Source organism: Novosphingobium sp. DS6-6 (genome assembly GCF_057784975.1).
In genome coordinates this window covers 1-15660 of sequence record NZ_JBYNTS010000021.1, presented here as the reverse complement: position 1 = coordinate 15660, position 15660 = coordinate 1, and the positions used below count along the sequence as shown (strand labels likewise).

Below are 15660 nucleotides of genomic sequence, written 5' to 3'. Positions count from 1 at the left end.
GACTGTCCCCGAACTCTGGGATGCCATTCGCGATGCGCTGCCACGCTTCACACCCCACGAATGCACAAATTACTTTATCGCAGCAGGTTATGAGCCAGAGTGATCGGAATCTGCTCTAGGGCGAAGGCGCGTGTCGCCCAGAAGGGCTGGTGCGTTGCCGCCAATGCAGGATCGACCGTGCCGAGCCTCGCGAGTGCGGCGTCCGGCGCGCCCGACTGCGCAAGCGCCGCGGCCCAGGCGACCTGCGCGCCGACAGTCGGGGATAGGCCGACAAGCCCTTCGTAAAGGCGCAGTATCGCCGCCCAATCGGTCCGTCCGGTGCGGCGGCGCTCGGCGTGGACGGCCTGGATGGCGGCCTCGATCTGAAAGCGGCCAGGGCGCTTGAAACCCACGGCGCGGCGAAGCAGGGTCTCGGCTTCCTCCATCATGGCGGCGTTCCAGGCCGCCGGGTCCTGGCGGCTCAGCGGTATGAAGACGCCTTCGCGCGTGGCGGGAACGCGGGCCGTGACGAACAGCATCAGCGCCAGCAGCCCCGACGCCTCGGGCGCCCTCGGGGCAAGCTCGGCAAGCAGGCGGGCAAGCCACAGCGCCTCTTCCGCAAGCCCGCCGCGTCCTCGATCATCGCGTCCGACCGTGAAGGCGGCGTAGAGTGCGTCGAGCACTGGATCGAGGCGCTCGGCGAGCTCCTCTGCCTCGGGTTCGGCAAAACCGATGCCCGAGGCGGCGATCTTGGTCTTGGCGCGCACGAGACGCTTGGTCATGGCGGCGGGCGAGGTGAGGAACACCGGCGCCATCCGCTCGGCCGACAGCCCGAGGATCGCCTGCAGCATCAACGGCGTGCGCGCGGCCGGATCGACTGCCGGGTGCGCGCAGGCGAGCATCAGCCCCAATCGGCGGTCGGGAAACGGACGGGCTTCGTTCATTGCAAGCTCCGCCTCCTCGTGCATGCGCTCGATCTCGGCCTGGGCCGCATCGGCCCGCACGGCGCGGCGGGCGCGGTCGATCAGCCTGCGCCGTGCAACCGTAAGCAACCAGGCCTGCGGATTGGCGGGAACGCCCTGCCCGGGCCAGCGCTCGAGCGCGGCGAGAAGAGCGTCCCCCAGTGCGTCCTCGGCGCCGGCAAGATCGCCGGAGCGCGCCGTCAACAGCGCGACCAGCCGGCCATAGGCCAGCCGCGCTGCTGCCTCGACCGCGCCGGGAGATGGCTGATCCGGCATGGGTCAGTGCGAGAGGATCGGCCTGACTTCGACCGCGCCGGAGCTCGCTGCGGGATTGCGCGCGGCCCACAGCAGCGCGTCGTCAAGGGTGTCGACTTCGATGATGAAATAGCCGCCAAGCTCTTCCTTGCTGTCGGCATATGGGCCGTCGTGAAGGTCCCGCTGTCCGTCGCGCACACGGACCGTGGTCGCTGTCGCGCCGACGTGCAGCGCGTTGCCCCCACGCATGATTCCAGCGTCGATCAAGGCCGTGGTATAGGCTTCCCATAGCGCCATGTCGGCGTGCTGCGGCGCGCCGTCGGCACTTACGGCGGCAGGCGACACATAATTCATGATCATGTATTGCATCGGTTTGTCCTCCATTTGCGGCAAGGCCCGGTGGCCCGCCTGCAGGTATGACGTGCGGGACGACCGCATTGGGACAGGCGCCCCGGAAAACGCCCGCGGTGTCTCCGGCGCAGGCTCCCCGGGAGATGGCGAGGATCTGCGCGCCATGCCGCCTCTGCTGACCGGTTCGGCAAGAGCACGAACAAACAGGTCGAGAAGACGCTAACCGATGCAAGCCTGCCTCAGCCGTGCTTGCTCTCGCGCGTGGGTTGGACCATGCCCGGGGCCAGAAAGCCGATGACCGGACCCGGTTCGACGGCGCGCCTTTTCAGCTCGCCTTTCATCCGCGCGTATTCCGCTTCCATCTCCTCGGTCATGGTCGCGCGGGAATCGGCCAGGGCGTCGATGAAATCTGCCCGGTTTACCGACTGTACGTTGCCGCCCGCACGGCGGATGGCGTTAAGACCGGCGCGGCGGACCACGTCTTCCAGATCGGCGCCGGTGAAGCGCTCGGTCTGGCGGGCCACGTCCATCAGATCGACATCGGGCGCCAGCGGCATCGCGCCGGTGTGAATGTTGAGAATGTGCAACCGGCCTTCGAGGCTGGGCGTGCCCACGTAAACGAGTTCGTCAAAGCGGCCCGGCCGCAGCAGCGCCGGATCCACGAGGTTGGGGCGGTTGGTGGCACCGATCAGCACCACCGACTGCAGTTCTTCCAGCCCATCCATTTCGGCAAGGATGGTGTTGACTACCCGCGCCGTCACCTGGGGCTCGCCCACGCCGGCGCCACGCGCAGGCACGAGGCTGTCGATCTCGTCGATAAAGATCACGCAAGGGGCAACCTGGCGGGCGCGGGCAAACAGGCGGGCGATCTGCTGCTCGCTTTCGCCATACCATTTGCTGAGCAGGTCCGACGACTTGATCGCGATGAAATTGGCTTCGGCCTCTTTCGCCACGGCCTTGGCCAGCAAGGTCTTGCCGGTGCCTGGCGGGCCATAGAGCAGAAAGCCCTTGGCGGGCCGGATACCCAGGCGATGGAACGCCTCGGGCGTCTTGAGCGGCAGTTCGACCCCCTCCCGCAGGCGTGCCTGCGCCTCGTCGAGCCCGCCGACGTCGGCCCAGCCGATCGTGGGGGCCTGAACCATCACTTCGCGCATGGCCGACGGCTGCACGCGCTTGAGCGCTTCCAGGAAATCGTCGCGCACCACGCTGAGGCTGTCGAGCACTTCGGGCGGAATGGTCTGTCGTTCGAAATCCAGCCGCGGCATGATGCGGCGCACCGCCTCGATCGCGGCCTCGCGCGCCAGCGCCGCAAGATCGGCGCCGACGAAACCGTGCGTGGTGCGCGCCAGTTCCTTGAGATCGACATCCTCGCCAAGGGGCATGCCACGAGTGTGGATGCCCAGAATCTCGCGCCGGCCGGGCTCGTCGGGCACGCCGACCACGATTTCGCGATCGAACCGGCCGGGACGACGCAGCGCCTCGTCAAGGGCGTCTGGCCGGTTGGTAGCGGCGATGACAACGAGATTGGAGCGGTTGTGCAAACCGTCCATCAAGGTCAGCAACTGGGCGACAAGGCGCTTTTCCGCCTCGCCCGTCACCTGGCTGCGCTTTGGCGCGATCGAATCGATCTCGTCGATGAAAATGATCGAAGGGGCGTTCTGCGTGGCTTCCTCGAACACTTCGCGCAGGCGCTTTTCGCTCTCGCCATAGGCCGAGCCCATGATCTCAGGGCCGTTGATCGTGAAAAAGCTGGCATCGCTTTCGTTGGCAACCGCACGGGCCAGACGGGTCTTGCCCGTGCCCGGCGGGCCATGCAGCAGTACGCCCTTGGGCGGATCGACGCCCAGCCGCGTGAACAGTTCGGGATAGCGCAGGGGCAGTTCCACCATCTCGCGCAACTGGCGGATGGTATCGCCCATGCCGCCCACGTCATCGTAATTGACATCGGCACGGCTGCTGCGCGGTTCCTCATACTCGGCGCGTAATTCCACCTCGGTGGTTTCGTCGATGTGCACCACGCCTTTGGGCGAGGTGGAAACCACCGTGAGACGGATCTGCGTGAGCGCGAAGGCCGGCGCATTGAGCATCTGGCGCAGCTGGAGCGGCATGTCCCCCCGGTTCACCTGCTGCTGGCCGGCCGTGGCGACCAGGTCGCCGGTGAGCAGCGGCCGGCCGGCGAAGTTGCGCTTGAGCGCCGCCGCCGGGCCTTGCAGGCGCAGATCGCGCTGGGCAGGGGCAAAGACCACGCGCTGCGCCGGGCGGGACTCGATCCGCCGCACATCGACATGATCGCCCGAACCGACATCGGCATTGGCGCGCTGAAGCCCGTCGAGCCGGATCAGTTCCAGCCCTTCGTCTTCAGGATAAGGCAGCATCACCCGGGCGGCCGTGTTGCGCTTGCCGATGATTTCGATGACATCGCCTTCGGTCACGCCAAGCCGGCCCATCACCGCGCGACTGATGCGCGCGATGCCATGCCCCGATTCTTCTTGTCTGGCGCCGGCGACCTGAAGGCGGGCGATGCGATGATCGCCCAGTGCTGCTGCCTCTGCCATTATCCTATTTCACCTTGGAGGTCTGTCTGGATCGGGAGCGGAAGGCCCCGATTTCACTCTAGCTAGGATGGCATGCCACGGTTTTCAAACGCTGGATAAAGGCTTTGGTTATGTGGCGAGCAAGCCACCGCCCGCTGCGGGCATTCCGGCCCGGCAGGGCGATAAAAAAAGACCCAGCCGTTGCCGGCCGGGCCTGGGAAGTTTTGGGAGAGGATGCCTGAAAGGCAGTTTCGATATGCCGAAGCGCGATATTTTGTGCAAGTGCGAAAGAAGAAATTCCGGTTGCATTTATTGCAACCAACTTTGCCTGGTCAGGTGGGCCGGCGAAACCGCAGCGCAAAACGGTCGGTCTTTCCGCGCAAGGAAGGGTCGAACACGCGGAGAGTATGATCATCTTCATTGCGCTGCAAAACAGTGCTTTCACCATCCGGAACGAAGCCGGCGGCCAGCATGTCGGCTTTCACCTGGGCAGGATCGATCCGGTGCAGCGTATCGGCCACGACGGCCGGCGGCCCTGCCAGGCCGACATGATCGACGATCACCACGGTGCCGCCGGGCCGCAGCGCGGCATACCAGTTGGCCAGCGTGGCAGCGATCGGGCGTGCCGGAGCCGTGCCGCCGCGCGCCGCCGGCAGATAAAGATCGTGGAATTCGAGATGCGCGAAAATGACGTCGAGGCTCGCCGGGGCCAGCGTCATCGCAGCCGGCGGTACCGCCAGCATCAGCACGTTGGGATGGGCTTTGGCCACGACATCAAGCGTGCCCGCCTTGAGATAGGCCGGATTGGCCAGGGCGTAGACGCGGCCCTTGGGGCCAACCACGTCTGCGATCAGCTCGGAATAGTATCCTCCGCCAGCGCCCCAATCGGCAACGATCTGGCCGGGCTTGAAGCCGGCGAAGTTCAGGATTTCTCCAGGCTTGCGGCTTTCGTCCAGCGCGCGATTGGCGTCGCTCCGTGCGGGATCGGCAAGCGCGCGGGCTATGGCATCGGGCCGCGAGGCGGGCGCGGCCTGGGGCATGCCGCGCGCAGCGGCAGAAGCAGCCAGCCCGGAACAGGCGAAGACCAGCGCGAAAAGGGGGAGAACAAGGCGGCTTTGCATCCGTTTCACTCCAAGGCTGACGGCAGCCCCCATGCGGCCGCCCCGCGCTCGATCATGCCAAAACCTCGAAAGTAGGCAAGCGCATACGGCGCTTCCCCGCCACGTGCGGTGCCCAGGGCAACGGGGCGAAGACCGCTTTCAACCGCGCCGGCGATATGGCACCGGGGTTCTGTCGTGCCCAGCCCGTGGCACGCGCGGAACAGATGCCATGAAAGGCCGCCCGACCATGACGTACACGCTGATTACCGCAAACCGCAATTATTCGAGCTGGTCGCTGCGGCCCTGGCTGGTGATGAAGATGCTGGGGCTGGCGTTTACCGACCGGGTCGAACCTTTTGCTCAGGCAGACAATTACGATGCGTTCCGCGCGTTTTCACCTACGGGGCAGGTTCCGGTGCTCATCGACGGGGATACCACCATCTGGGATTCGCTGGGCATCGCGCTTTATCTGGCCGATCGGCATCCGGGCCTGTGGCCCGCAGAGCCGGCGGCGCGCGCCTTTGCGCAAAGCGTGGTATGCGAATTGCATGGGGGATTCGCCGCGCTGCGCAACGATTGCACGATGAACGTGGGCGTGCGCGTGCGGCTCGGGCCGATGCGGCCGGCCCTGGCGCGCAATGTCGCGCGCCTGCGCGAATTGTTCGAGAACGGGCTGGACCGCTTCGGCGGGCCGTGGCTGGCCGGGCCGGCCTTCAGCCTGGCTGACGCATTCTATGCCCCCGTGGCCTTTCGCATCCGCACTTACGGGCTCGATGTCGGGCGTGGGCACGCGTGGGTCGATCATATCCTGGCGCAACCGGCCATGGTGGAATGGGAACGCCAGGCCTTGGCCGAAACCTGGCGCGAGGAAGCCCACGAAGCCGAACTGGCCGCGGCCGGCACCATTGTGGCCGATTATCGCCAGGCGTGACCGTGGCCCGGTCCGGCCGCCTGGGCTGATCGTCTCGGCCGGCCGCGGCCTGGTTCAGGGCTCGTCACGCTCTTCCATGCGCGCCCAAAGACCTTCGGTACCCGCCTCGGTAGCCTTGTTCACGTATTGCGAGGCGACCAGCCATCCCTTGAACGGGCGTAACGAACCCAGGCAACCGATGGCCAGGATGGGCACCGACGTGATCAGGTGCACCCACCAGGGCGGGCTGTAGGCCACTTCGAGCCAAACCGCGAAGAACGTCAACGGGAAGGCCGTCAGGCACAACGCGAAAAACGCCGGGCCATCGTCTGCGCGGGCAAAGCCGAAATCCAGATCGCAGGCGGGGCACTTGCGCGCCAGCTTGAGCCAGCCGGCAAACATGCTGGCTTTGCCGCAGCGGGGGCAAAGCCCTTTCCACCCGCAGTGCGCGATCCAGCGAAATCTCGGATTGTCGAGCAGCACCATCGATACGTCCTCCCTCACCCGGACGGTAGGAGCGTGGCGAAGGCGCGGCAACCTTGCCGTGCGAGCGATCAGTGCACGACCACGTCGACACGGTCCTCGACCGGAACCTGGCGCACCGGCACGGCACCGAGCCAAGCCTTGAAAGCATCGAGATCGGTCATGCCGATCACGGCATCTGGCTTGTTGGCAAGCTCGGTGAACGTGTCTCCGCCTTGCGCCAGAAAATTGTTGACCGTCACCCGGTAGGTGGCCGTGGGTTGCACCGGCCGGCCATCGATCAGCAGCTGTGTCACCCGGTCGCCCACTGGCCGGGCGAGATCGACGGTGACGCGGACATTGGCCGATGGCGCCAGTGCCTGGCGCCCGCCGACGTCGTCAAATCCCTGCTCCAGCACCGCCTTGAGCTGGGCACCGGTCAACGTCTCGGTGATCAGCACGTTGCTGAACGGCTGTACCCGGAAAATGTCGTCGAAAGTGACCGTGCCATCGGCTGCGGGCACCAGGCTCGTGCGGATGCCGAACGGGTTCATCAGGGCCAGTTGCGCCCCGGCGTCGCGCGTGGCGGCCAGTTGCGAATCGGCAATCAGGTTGCCCAGCGTACCGCCCACCGGAAGGGCCGGGTTCTTGCCCGGTTGGGCCGGGCCGGAAAGCCGGCCCACCGGCTTGGCCGCAAAGATCCTGGCCGCGTCGATGTAACGCTGGATATAGGCGGCAATGTCGGGTCGCGGCGGAAAGACCGGAAAGCGATCGTCATGCGGAACGAAGCGGGTTGCCGATTGATAGGGATCTGATTGCACGATGACGTTGCGAGCCTCGGCCGAAACGACCTTGTGCGCGGCGGGATCGATCTGCAGCGCGATGTCGGTGACCATTTCGCCATAAAGGCCCGCGCTTGTCAGCAGCAGCGGGCGGTCGGCGCCGGGCACCGGCAGCCGGCAGATGTAGGCGGCGTGGGTATGCCCCGAAACAATGAGATCGACCCCGGGGTCGAGCCGCTTGACAATATCGAGAATGACACCCGACATGGCATTGCAGGCCTGCGGATCGGGCGCGGCCTGCTGCTTGCCGCCTTCATGGATCAGCACGACGATGGCATCGGCACCCTGCGCTTTGAGAACGGGGATGGCGGCGTTGATCGTGGCGGCTTCGTCAGCAAAAGTCAGGCCGGCGATCCCGGCAGGATTGACCAGCGTGGGGGTTGTCCGCGTGGTCAGCCCGACGACGCCGATCGTCACTTTGTCTGCCCCGGTGCCAAAGGTTTTGAGGCCCGTTGCCGGAAACAGCGTGCGACCGCTTCTCCCGCTGTCGCCGGCCTCCACCGTGCTGGCGGCGAGATAGCGGAACGTCGCGCCCGTGAAAGGTTCGAGCTGGCAAGGCTTGCGCGCGGTGAACTGCTGGCATCCGCCGTTCTGCATGCGCAGCAACTCGTCGCGGCCACGATCGAATTCGTGATTGCCCACCGCGTTGAAATCCACGCCGATCCGGTTCATGACCCCGATCGTCGGCTCATCGAGATACAGCGACGAGGACAATTGGCTCGCGCTGATCATGTCGCCGGCCGAAACGGTCATATGATTGGGATAGCGCGCGCGCACCGCGTCGACGGCCGAAGCCAGCCAGGCCGCGCCGCCGGCGGGCACCTGGGCAGTGCCGCCATGGCCATCGGGCACCAGCACCGATTGCCGTGGCGGCTCAAGCTGGCCGTGAAAATCGTTGATCGCGGCGATTCCCACCGTGACCAGATGCGGTGCCGCCGCGGAACCGGGGGCGGCGCCAGGCCCCTGCGCCAGGTGCGGTGGCTGGCCGGTGCAGGCCGCAAGAGCGACAACGGGCGTTGCGATCGCGATGCGAACTGCAACACGCGGAAACGATGCGAAAAAGCGCTTGATCAAGGGGCTCGGCTTTCATCAGGTGCAGGGGCATGCCCATAACCGGTCGGCGTTACAACGCCAAGGCGCCGGCTTCATCCGCACCAATCGCGGCGGTGCCCCTGCCAGTGTTCGGCCAGTCCTTCGGCTTCCAGCAAGGCACCCAGGCTCTGCCCCTGCCGCACGACCACCCGCAGCGCGCGGCCATAGCGATCGGCGGTGCGGCCCTGCGTGACAAGCGAAAACTGGCCGGCGTTGAGCAGCTGGGTCAGCCGCGCCGCTGCCTCTGCCCCCAGGCGCGCTTCGCCTTCGCAACCGGGATGGCTCACTTCCGGGGCGTTGATGTCGGCCATGCGGATTTTTACGCCGCGATACCAGAACGTATCCCCGTCGACGACGCAGGTGATGCGTCGGCCGTGCCTGCAAAGTGCAAAGCGCGCGCTTTCCCCGTCGGCCGGCGGCATCGCAGACGAGGGTGGCATGACAAAGGACGTGGATGCCGCATCCGGTGCCAGGGTGGTGGCGAGAAGCAGCGTTGCGACGAGCGGGACAGCGTGTTTCATGGCCGCACCATGGACTCACGGCGACGCTGCGACGATCGCTGCAAACACTTATAAAACAGTAACCTAGTGTTTGTCCGCAGGGTTTATCCTGGCGCGCCAGGCGATGCGCCGATGCAAGGCCGGCGTTAACCCTGTCCGGTCATAACCGTTGCATGTTCGGTCCGCGACTCACGACGATTTTTGCCAGCCGCTGGAAAGCGCTGTGGTGGGCGGCCGGCGTGCTGTTCCTCGCCTGGCAACTGGTCCCCGCACCCGATGATGACGCCCAGCCGGCGCCCACCGGTTCCGCAGCTTTCATGCAGGCCAGTCCGGCGCTCTGACTTGATCGATATAGATAGGGAACCGCCCGGAAATGACAGGCCGAGCCGATGCATATCCGTCGGTCTGGCCGAAAGCGTACTCCGCGCGCCCGCCGGCGACGGGCAATGGGGTGCGCTGGGGAACGCGCGGAGCACAGCGGTTGTCCCTTGGGCTGAAATCCCCGGCAATCCGTAAAAATGCTAAGGTCGATTACAAAGCTTCCGTCCTGCGCCCATGAAGCGCATGCCCTGCGATCTGACTTGTCATGGCGCCGAAACGATCCGGCCAAGCCCGTCCACAAGCGCATCGAACACCGCGCGGCAGCGTGCGTCATGCCGAAGGTCTTCGTGCATCACGATCCACAACGGCAGGGCCATGTCCAGCGCGTCGGGCAGGATGCGGCACACGTCGGGCGCTGTCCGGGCCACGGCCGTCTGGCAGATGCCGATGCCAAGCCCGGCACGAATCGCGGCGAACTGGGCGGCGTGGCTGTCTGCGCGCAAGGCGAACATGCCGGGGTGAATGCCCGGCAGATGCTTAAGCGCAGCCCGGGTAAAATCGGTTTCCGTGTCAAATCCGATCAGGTCGTGCCCCGGCAAGTCGGCCAGGCTGGCGGGCGTTCCACGTCGTTCCAGATAGCTTTCGTGGGCATGGAAGCCCAGGCGGAGAGTGCCCAGACGCCGGGCCAGCAACGCCTGCTGCGCCGGGGCGACCATGCGAACGGCGACATCGGCCTGGCGTTGCAGCAGGTCGTCGACGGCGTCGCTCAGGACGAGCTCGATCGTCAATCGCGGATGATCGCGCCGCAGCCGGGTGAGGATGGGCGGCAGGTGCATCACGCCCACTGCCTGGCTGGCACTGACCCGCACGATGCCTTCGACCGCGTCAGGCCCCCCCGTGCCCGCGCGGCGCAGCGCCGCGGCCGCCGCGACAAGCGTATCGGCATGAGGCTTGATGGCAACCCCGCGCGCGGTAGGCGAAAGGCCGCGGGGTGATCGCACGAAAAGCGCGCCACCCAACACTTGCTCCAACGCTTCGATATGGCGCGCGATACTGGGCTGCGTCATGCCCAGAGCGCGTGCGGCTGCCGAAAGAGAGCCTTCACGCATGACGGCAGCGAAACTGCGATAAAGATCCCAACTCGGCTCCGTGTTCATTTAAATTCGTATAACTGATCCACGCAGATAATCAATTTTCGATTATTGGGCAGGCCGTCATCAAGGTTCCGACATTCAAGCAAAAGGATCTGTGATGACTCGATCTGCTCTCGTTCTCGGCGCAACCGGCGGCATCGGCAACGCTGTCACCCGCCGCCTGCTGGCCGACGGCTGGCGCGTAACGGCGCTGGTGCGCAAGCCTGCCGCCAATCTTCCGGCGGGATGCACGGCCGCGATCGGCGACGCGCTGGATGCCGGGGCGGTTGCCCAAGCTGCGCATGACGTCGAGGTGATCGTCCATGCGGTCAACCCGCCCGGCTATCGTGACTGGGATCGCGTGGTCCTGCCGATGCTGGACAATACCATTGCCGCGGCGCGGAAGGGGCGGGCGCGCATCGTCTTGCCCGGATCGGTCTACAACTTCGGGCCCGGAACCTTTCCGCTGGTCGACGAACAGGCGCCCCAGCAGCCGCTGACCCGCAAGGGCGCGATCCGGGTGGAGATGGAGCGGCGCCTGGAAGCCGCCGCTGCAGAGGGCGCGGCGCGGGTGCTGATCGTGCGGGCCGGTGACTACTTCGGGCCGGGCGGCGCCAACAACTGGTTCGGGCAGGGCCTTGTCACGGCAGGCAGGCGGCCCCGCGTGGTGCGTCAGCCGGGGCGGCCGGGCGTGGGGCACCAATGGGCCTATCTGCCCGATGTCGCCGCAACCATGGCAGGTCTGCTCGATCGGCCCGGGCTTCCCGATCTTGCGCGTTTCCACATGGGCGGCCATTGGGACGCGGATGGCCGGACGATGGTGGGCACCATTGCCCGGATCCTGGGCGATCCGGCCGTGCCGGTGCGCCCGTTATCATGGTGGCTGCTCAGGTTCGCCGCCCCGTTTTCCGTCACGCCGGCCGAATTGATGGAAATGCGCTACCTCTGGCAGCAGCCACTGCGCCTGTGCAACCGCGCGCTGGTCGCCGAACTGGGGCGGGAACCACATACGCCATGGGACCGGGCCGTGCGCGAGACGCTCATCAGCCTCGGCTGCATGCCTGACGCGCATTGAGCGCGCATCGCCCTTGGTCGGCGCAGCCACATAATGCTAACGTCCTGTTAGGGCTAATTTGGCAGAGAGACCAAAGGCCTTCTTCTGACAGGATTTTACGTCCTCATGCCGCAGCTTCCCCTGATTGCGCCGATGCCTCCCCGCCTCAGCACGATGGTCCCGGCGCTTGAAGCGATCGAGGCGCGCCGGATCTACAGCAATGGCGGTCCGCAAGTGCGCGCGTTCGAGGCGGAGGCCAATGAACGGCTGTTCGGCGGGCAAGGGGATTGCCTTGCGGTAGCGAATGCCACGCTGGGCCTGATCATCGCGCTGCGACGTGTCGCGGCACCACGCCGGCGTCCCGGTGCTCTGGCACTGGTGCCTGCCTTCACGTTTGCCGCCACTGCCCAGGCGGCCGAATGGGCCGGGCTCGTACCGCTGATCCACGATGTCGATCCGCAGACCTGGGCATCGGACCCGGCCATCGAAGAACAATTGCTGGCGCGCCATGGGGACCGCGTGGCCGCGATCGTTCCTTATGCCGCTTTCGGCCGCAGCCTGGATCTTGATCGTTATGCCTGGCTGGCGCGGCGCCATGGCGTGGCCGTGGTGATCGATGCGGCGGCATCGCTGGGCACATGCGATGCGCAGGGCCTCAATTTCGGCAGCGGGGCGCCTTTTGCCGTCGTCTTTTCGATGCATGCCACCAAGACCTTCGCCACCGGCGAAGGGGGCCTGGTGCATAGCGGCGACAGGGATCTGATCCGCGCCCTGCGGCAGATGGCCAATTTTGGCTTTGGCGACGCGCGCGCTGCGGAAATGCCGGGCATCAATGCCAAGCTGCCCGAAGTGAGCGGCCTTCTGGCCAGTGCCAAGCTGGCCGAATTCGATCGCCTGTGCGAACATCGCGCCGCCCTGGCAGACGCTTATCGTGCTGCGCTTCCCCGGCTGGGACCGGGTTTTGCCGCACAGGCGCCCATGACCCAGGGGCGGCAGGCGTTCCAGTTCTGGTCGTTGCTGCTGCCGCCGGAGCTTGCCATGCAACGGCCTGCGCTCATGGCGGCACTTGCCGAACGGGGCGTCGGCAGCGGCCATTACTTCAGCCCGCATCTGGGCCAGCAGCCATGGTTCCGCGCCCATGCCATGATCGAACCCGTGCCGGTCAGCGACGATATCGGCGCGCGAATTCTTTCTTTGCCGATCACCGATGCCATGACGCTTGCCGATGTCGAGGCCGTGGTCGACGAGCTTGCCGCCGTGGTTGGCCGGTTGGCCGGTGGCCAGGCACACGGCAACGGGCCGGCATCCTCCGATACCGACTACGAAACCGTGCTGATCGGCGGCGGCCCTGCGGGAACCGCCATGCTCACCGCCGCCAGCAAGCAGGACAAGCTCGCCGCGCTCGCCGGCGGCCTTGCGGTGGTCGAACAGGGCAACGCGCTCGGCCGGGGGGAGCTGGGGCGCTATGCCATCCGCTCGGACAGCACTGCCGAAACGTTTCTCAGCGCGGTGAAAGACAACGTCCATCCCGAACTGGCGGCTCTGGTCGATCATCCTGCGGGCATCGGCATGGCGCGGCACATCGGCGCCTTGGGTGCCCCGCTGGTAGAGGCCGGCGATCTCCTGGCCGTGACCGGGGATCGTCTGGGCGATGTGATCGAGGCGCACGGTGCCGCCGTGCTGACCGAACATGTCGCCCTGGCCGCCCGGCGTGAAAGCGACGGGCGCTGGCGCACCACGGTGCGTGCCGTGGGCGGTGCCACGCGTGATCTGGTGGCGCGCAACCTCGTGCTGGCCACCGGTGGCTATCAATGCGCCGACGCGGTCAGGTCGGCGCCACTGGCTGGTACGACACTCGGTGCCATCGCCGGAGAGCGGCTCGTCTTCTCCGACGATTTCCTGCGGCTGGGCGGGCTCGAGGCGGTGCGCGGCCGGCTGGCCGAAAGGCCAGGCCCGCGGATCGCGATTGTCGGCGGATCGACCAGCGCCCTGGCCGCAGCGGTGCTTCTGCTCAAGTCCGATCCCGCTTTGCCTTTGGGCGCGGGGGCCATTACGCTTGTGCACCGCCGCCCGCTGCGGCCGTTCTATCCTTCGCGCGAGGCTGCCGTCGCCGAAGGTTTCACCGATTTTGTCGACACCGATATCTGCCCGGTCAGCGGCTTCGTCTATCGCCTCGCCGGCTTCCGGCTCGAAGCGCGCGAACTCGTGCTGCGCATGCTGGCCGTGGGCGGGCGCGTGCCAGAGCCGCGCCTGGCGCTGTTCCGGCTTGATCAGCATGATGACATGGCTGCCCGCGCAGTGCTCGATGAGGCCGATGTGGTGATCGGCGCCACAGGTTATCGGCCCCGCGCGCTGCCCCTGTTCGAAACCGACGGCACGCCGATCGCCCTGGCGCCCGAAGGCCCGGCGCCAGGCCCGCTGGTGGATGGCCATTGCCGGGTGCGCGATGCGGCAGGGCGGGTCGTCGCGGGCGTGTACGGCATCGGGCTGGCGGCCGGTTTCGTGCCTTGGGGCCCGCTTGGAGGGGAGCCGAGTTTCCGCGGCAATGCCAACGGCCTGTGGCTGTGGCAGAACGATGTGGGGCGGATGATCGTCGATGCTGTCCTGCCTGACCTTGCCGGCGTGCCGGTGACGCGGCAGGCGCGCGGATGAGCGAGCGGCCCCTGATCAGCGTGGTGATGGCCGCCTACAATGGCGGCGCGCTGGTCGAACAGACGATCGTCAGCGTTCTGGCGCAGACTCTGGCCGATTTCGAACTCGTGGTGGTCGATGACTGTTCCACCGACGATACGTTGGCGCGTCTGCGCCGGTTCCAAGATCCGCGCATGCGGGTGATCGCCGCGGAGCGCAACGGCGGCCCGGTGGTCGCACGCAATACCGCCTTTGCGGCGGCACGCGGGCGCTACATCGTCGGGCTCGATCAGGATGACCTGTGCCATCCCGCACGCTTTGCCGTGCAGCACGCCTATCTTGAGGCTCACCCGCATGTCGTGCTGGTGGCATCGGCAGTCGATTTTTTACAGGCCGGGGCGATCCTGCCGCCGCGCGCGCCTTTGCGCACGTCGCCCGCGCTGATCGACTGGCGCCTGCAAATGGGCAATCCGCTGGTGTGGTCGTCGGTCATGTTCCGCGCCGATGCCGCGCGCCGGCTCCCGGTGTTCGAGCGGGTCGAGCGGCTCTATGCGGAAGATTTCGATCTCTATCACCGCCTGGCCCCCTTCGGCGCGATCGCTCGGATCGACCGGCCGCTTGCCACCTATCGCATCCATCCCGGCGGCGCCTCGCAACGCTACACGGCGCGCATGGAGCAAAGTGCGGCAGAGGTGCTGGCCGAACCCTATGCCGCCCTGTTCGGCGCCGAGGCGGCCCTCGCGGCACGGCTGGTACTTCGCCACTTTACCGGCGGCGCGCCCGTTTCCAGTCCTGGCGACCTGGCGCGTGTGGGAATGCTGGTGGAGAAAGTGCACGATCGTTTCCTGGCATCCCGCCAACCCGTTGCCCGGGACCTGGCCTTGATCGAGGCGGAGTATGGACGTCTATGGTGGCGCTTGGCGGATGCCTGCGTCCGCTCGGGCACGTTGTCGCGATCGCAAGTGGCGGCACATTGTCCGTCCGGACTGGTGGGTCAGCCGTGCGCGCGCCTGCGTTCGGCCACCTCGCTGCTGATCGGCACCGGTCGCGCTTTCGCCGCCCGACTCGGTCGCGGCTGATTCTCTTGCGCGAGCGCGGTGCCAGAAAGCAGAGCAAAGGCCTTTTCCCTGGCACGAGAACAGAAACTTGGCGTGCAAAAGTCTTATGCACCGGGGGGTTTTAACTGCCTGGACTTGTCTGGGAAAATGACGGTTGACGGTAGTTGGAGTGATTTATATATGGCGCTTCACCGACGCGGTTGTGCGGCTGGTTTTGGCTGGCTGCATGCGGGTTGCATCTTTGTTGGGTGCATCTGTGCGGGTTGCGTTGTGACTGTCGGATAGCTGGGGTTGGCATGGTTTCCGGTGAGAGCTGGGGATTGTTTGCCGGTCTTTGTTTTTGCTGTTTGCGGTCTGGTTCTTTGACATTGTTGATGAGATGAAGGGACATGCGGGCGACGGCGCCTGGTGCCGGGGGTCTTTGGGCTCCGGCGGCCAGAACAATCAAGCCGTTGTTTTGCATGTCTTCGTATCCA

At 66.3% G+C, this 15660-nt stretch carries 13 protein-coding genes and 1 pseudogene; 6 read left to right on the top strand and 8 right to left on the bottom strand.

Going from position 1 to position 15660, the window contains the following annotated elements:
- A pseudogene (locus AC3EDY_RS15725) lies at positions 1-103 on the top strand (IS630 family transposase); the annotation flags it as partial.
- Here AC3EDY_RS15725 and AC3EDY_RS15720 read toward each other — a convergent pair.
- The 4 genes from AC3EDY_RS15720 to AC3EDY_RS15705 all read right to left on the bottom strand — a co-directional run bounded on the left by AC3EDY_RS15720 (position 75) and on the right by AC3EDY_RS15705 (position 5202).
- On the bottom strand, positions 75-1217 hold the full coding sequence (locus AC3EDY_RS15720) for an RNA polymerase sigma factor (RefSeq protein ID WP_488573439.1): 1143 nt from the start codon (positions 1215-1217) through the stop codon (positions 75-77). The pseudogene AC3EDY_RS15725 and the gene AC3EDY_RS15720 overlap by 29 nt on opposite strands.
- A 3-nt stretch (positions 1218-1220) precedes the next feature.
- Positions 1221-1565: a YciI family protein gene (locus tag AC3EDY_RS15715; RefSeq protein WP_488573438.1), complete on the bottom strand. Its 345-nt coding sequence runs from the start codon at positions 1563-1565 to the stop codon at positions 1221-1223.
- A gap of 221 nt (positions 1566-1786) precedes the next feature.
- The gene (locus AC3EDY_RS15710) at positions 1787-4102 is read right to left on the bottom strand and encodes a CDC48 family AAA ATPase (RefSeq protein ID WP_488573437.1); all 2316 of its coding nucleotides are present in this window, start codon (positions 4100-4102) and stop codon (positions 1787-1789) included.
- A 311-nt stretch (positions 4103-4413) separates the two neighbouring features.
- A complete protein-coding gene (locus AC3EDY_RS15705) occupies positions 4414-5202 on the bottom strand; it encodes a class I SAM-dependent methyltransferase (RefSeq protein ID WP_488573436.1) in 789 nt (262 codons plus the stop codon).
- 226 nt (positions 5203-5428) lie between these two features.
- Between AC3EDY_RS15705 and AC3EDY_RS15700 the strand changes: the two genes are divergently transcribed.
- A complete protein-coding gene (locus AC3EDY_RS15700; protein ID WP_488573435.1) occupies positions 5429-6112 on the top strand; it encodes a glutathione S-transferase family protein in 684 nt (227 codons plus the stop codon).
- A 54-nt stretch (positions 6113-6166) separates the two neighbouring features.
- Here the strand turns inward: AC3EDY_RS15700 and AC3EDY_RS15695 are convergent, their stop codons facing one another.
- From AC3EDY_RS15695 to AC3EDY_RS15685, 3 genes are all read right to left on the bottom strand, one after another.
- Positions 6167-6577 carry a DUF983 domain-containing protein gene (locus AC3EDY_RS15695; RefSeq protein ID WP_488573434.1) on the bottom strand — a complete coding sequence of 137 codons (411 nt, stop codon included), beginning with the start codon at positions 6575-6577 and terminating at the stop codon, positions 6167-6169.
- 68 nt (positions 6578-6645) lie between these two features.
- Complete coding sequence (locus AC3EDY_RS15690; RefSeq protein WP_488573440.1) at positions 6646-8424, bottom strand: bifunctional metallophosphatase/5'-nucleotidase; 1779 nt, start codon at positions 8422-8424, stop codon at positions 6646-6648.
- 116 nt (positions 8425-8540) lie between these two features.
- On the bottom strand, positions 8541-9008 hold the full coding sequence (locus AC3EDY_RS15685; protein WP_488573433.1) for a thermonuclease family protein: 468 nt from the start codon (positions 9006-9008) through the stop codon (positions 8541-8543).
- 152 nt (positions 9009-9160) lie between these two features.
- Between AC3EDY_RS15685 and AC3EDY_RS15680 the strand changes: the two genes are divergently transcribed.
- A complete protein-coding gene (locus AC3EDY_RS15680; RefSeq protein WP_488573432.1) occupies positions 9161-9328 on the top strand; it encodes a hypothetical protein in 168 nt (55 codons plus the stop codon).
- A 243-nt stretch (positions 9329-9571) separates the two neighbouring features.
- Here the strand turns inward: AC3EDY_RS15680 and AC3EDY_RS15675 are convergent, their stop codons facing one another.
- Positions 9572-10465 carry a LysR family transcriptional regulator gene (locus tag AC3EDY_RS15675; RefSeq protein WP_488573431.1) on the bottom strand — a complete coding sequence of 298 codons (894 nt, stop codon included), beginning with the start codon at positions 10463-10465 and terminating at the stop codon, positions 9572-9574.
- 94 nt (positions 10466-10559) lie between these two features.
- Between AC3EDY_RS15675 and AC3EDY_RS15670 the strand changes: the two genes are divergently transcribed.
- From AC3EDY_RS15670 to AC3EDY_RS15660, 3 genes are all read left to right on the top strand, one after another.
- On the top strand, positions 10560-11516 hold the full coding sequence (locus AC3EDY_RS15670; RefSeq protein WP_488573430.1) for an NAD-dependent epimerase/dehydratase family protein: 957 nt from the start codon (positions 10560-10562) through the stop codon (positions 11514-11516).
- A 105-nt stretch (positions 11517-11621) separates the two neighbouring features.
- On the top strand, positions 11622-14147 hold the full coding sequence (locus AC3EDY_RS15665) for a DegT/DnrJ/EryC1/StrS family aminotransferase (protein ID WP_488573429.1): 2526 nt from the start codon (positions 11622-11624) through the stop codon (positions 14145-14147).
- Positions 14144-15205 carry a glycosyltransferase family 2 protein gene (locus AC3EDY_RS15660; protein WP_488573428.1) on the top strand — a complete coding sequence of 354 codons (1062 nt, stop codon included), beginning with the start codon at positions 14144-14146 and terminating at the stop codon, positions 15203-15205. The genes AC3EDY_RS15665 and AC3EDY_RS15660 overlap by 4 nt, the downstream gene beginning before the upstream one ends.
- Positions 15206-15660: the final 455 nt, after the last annotated feature.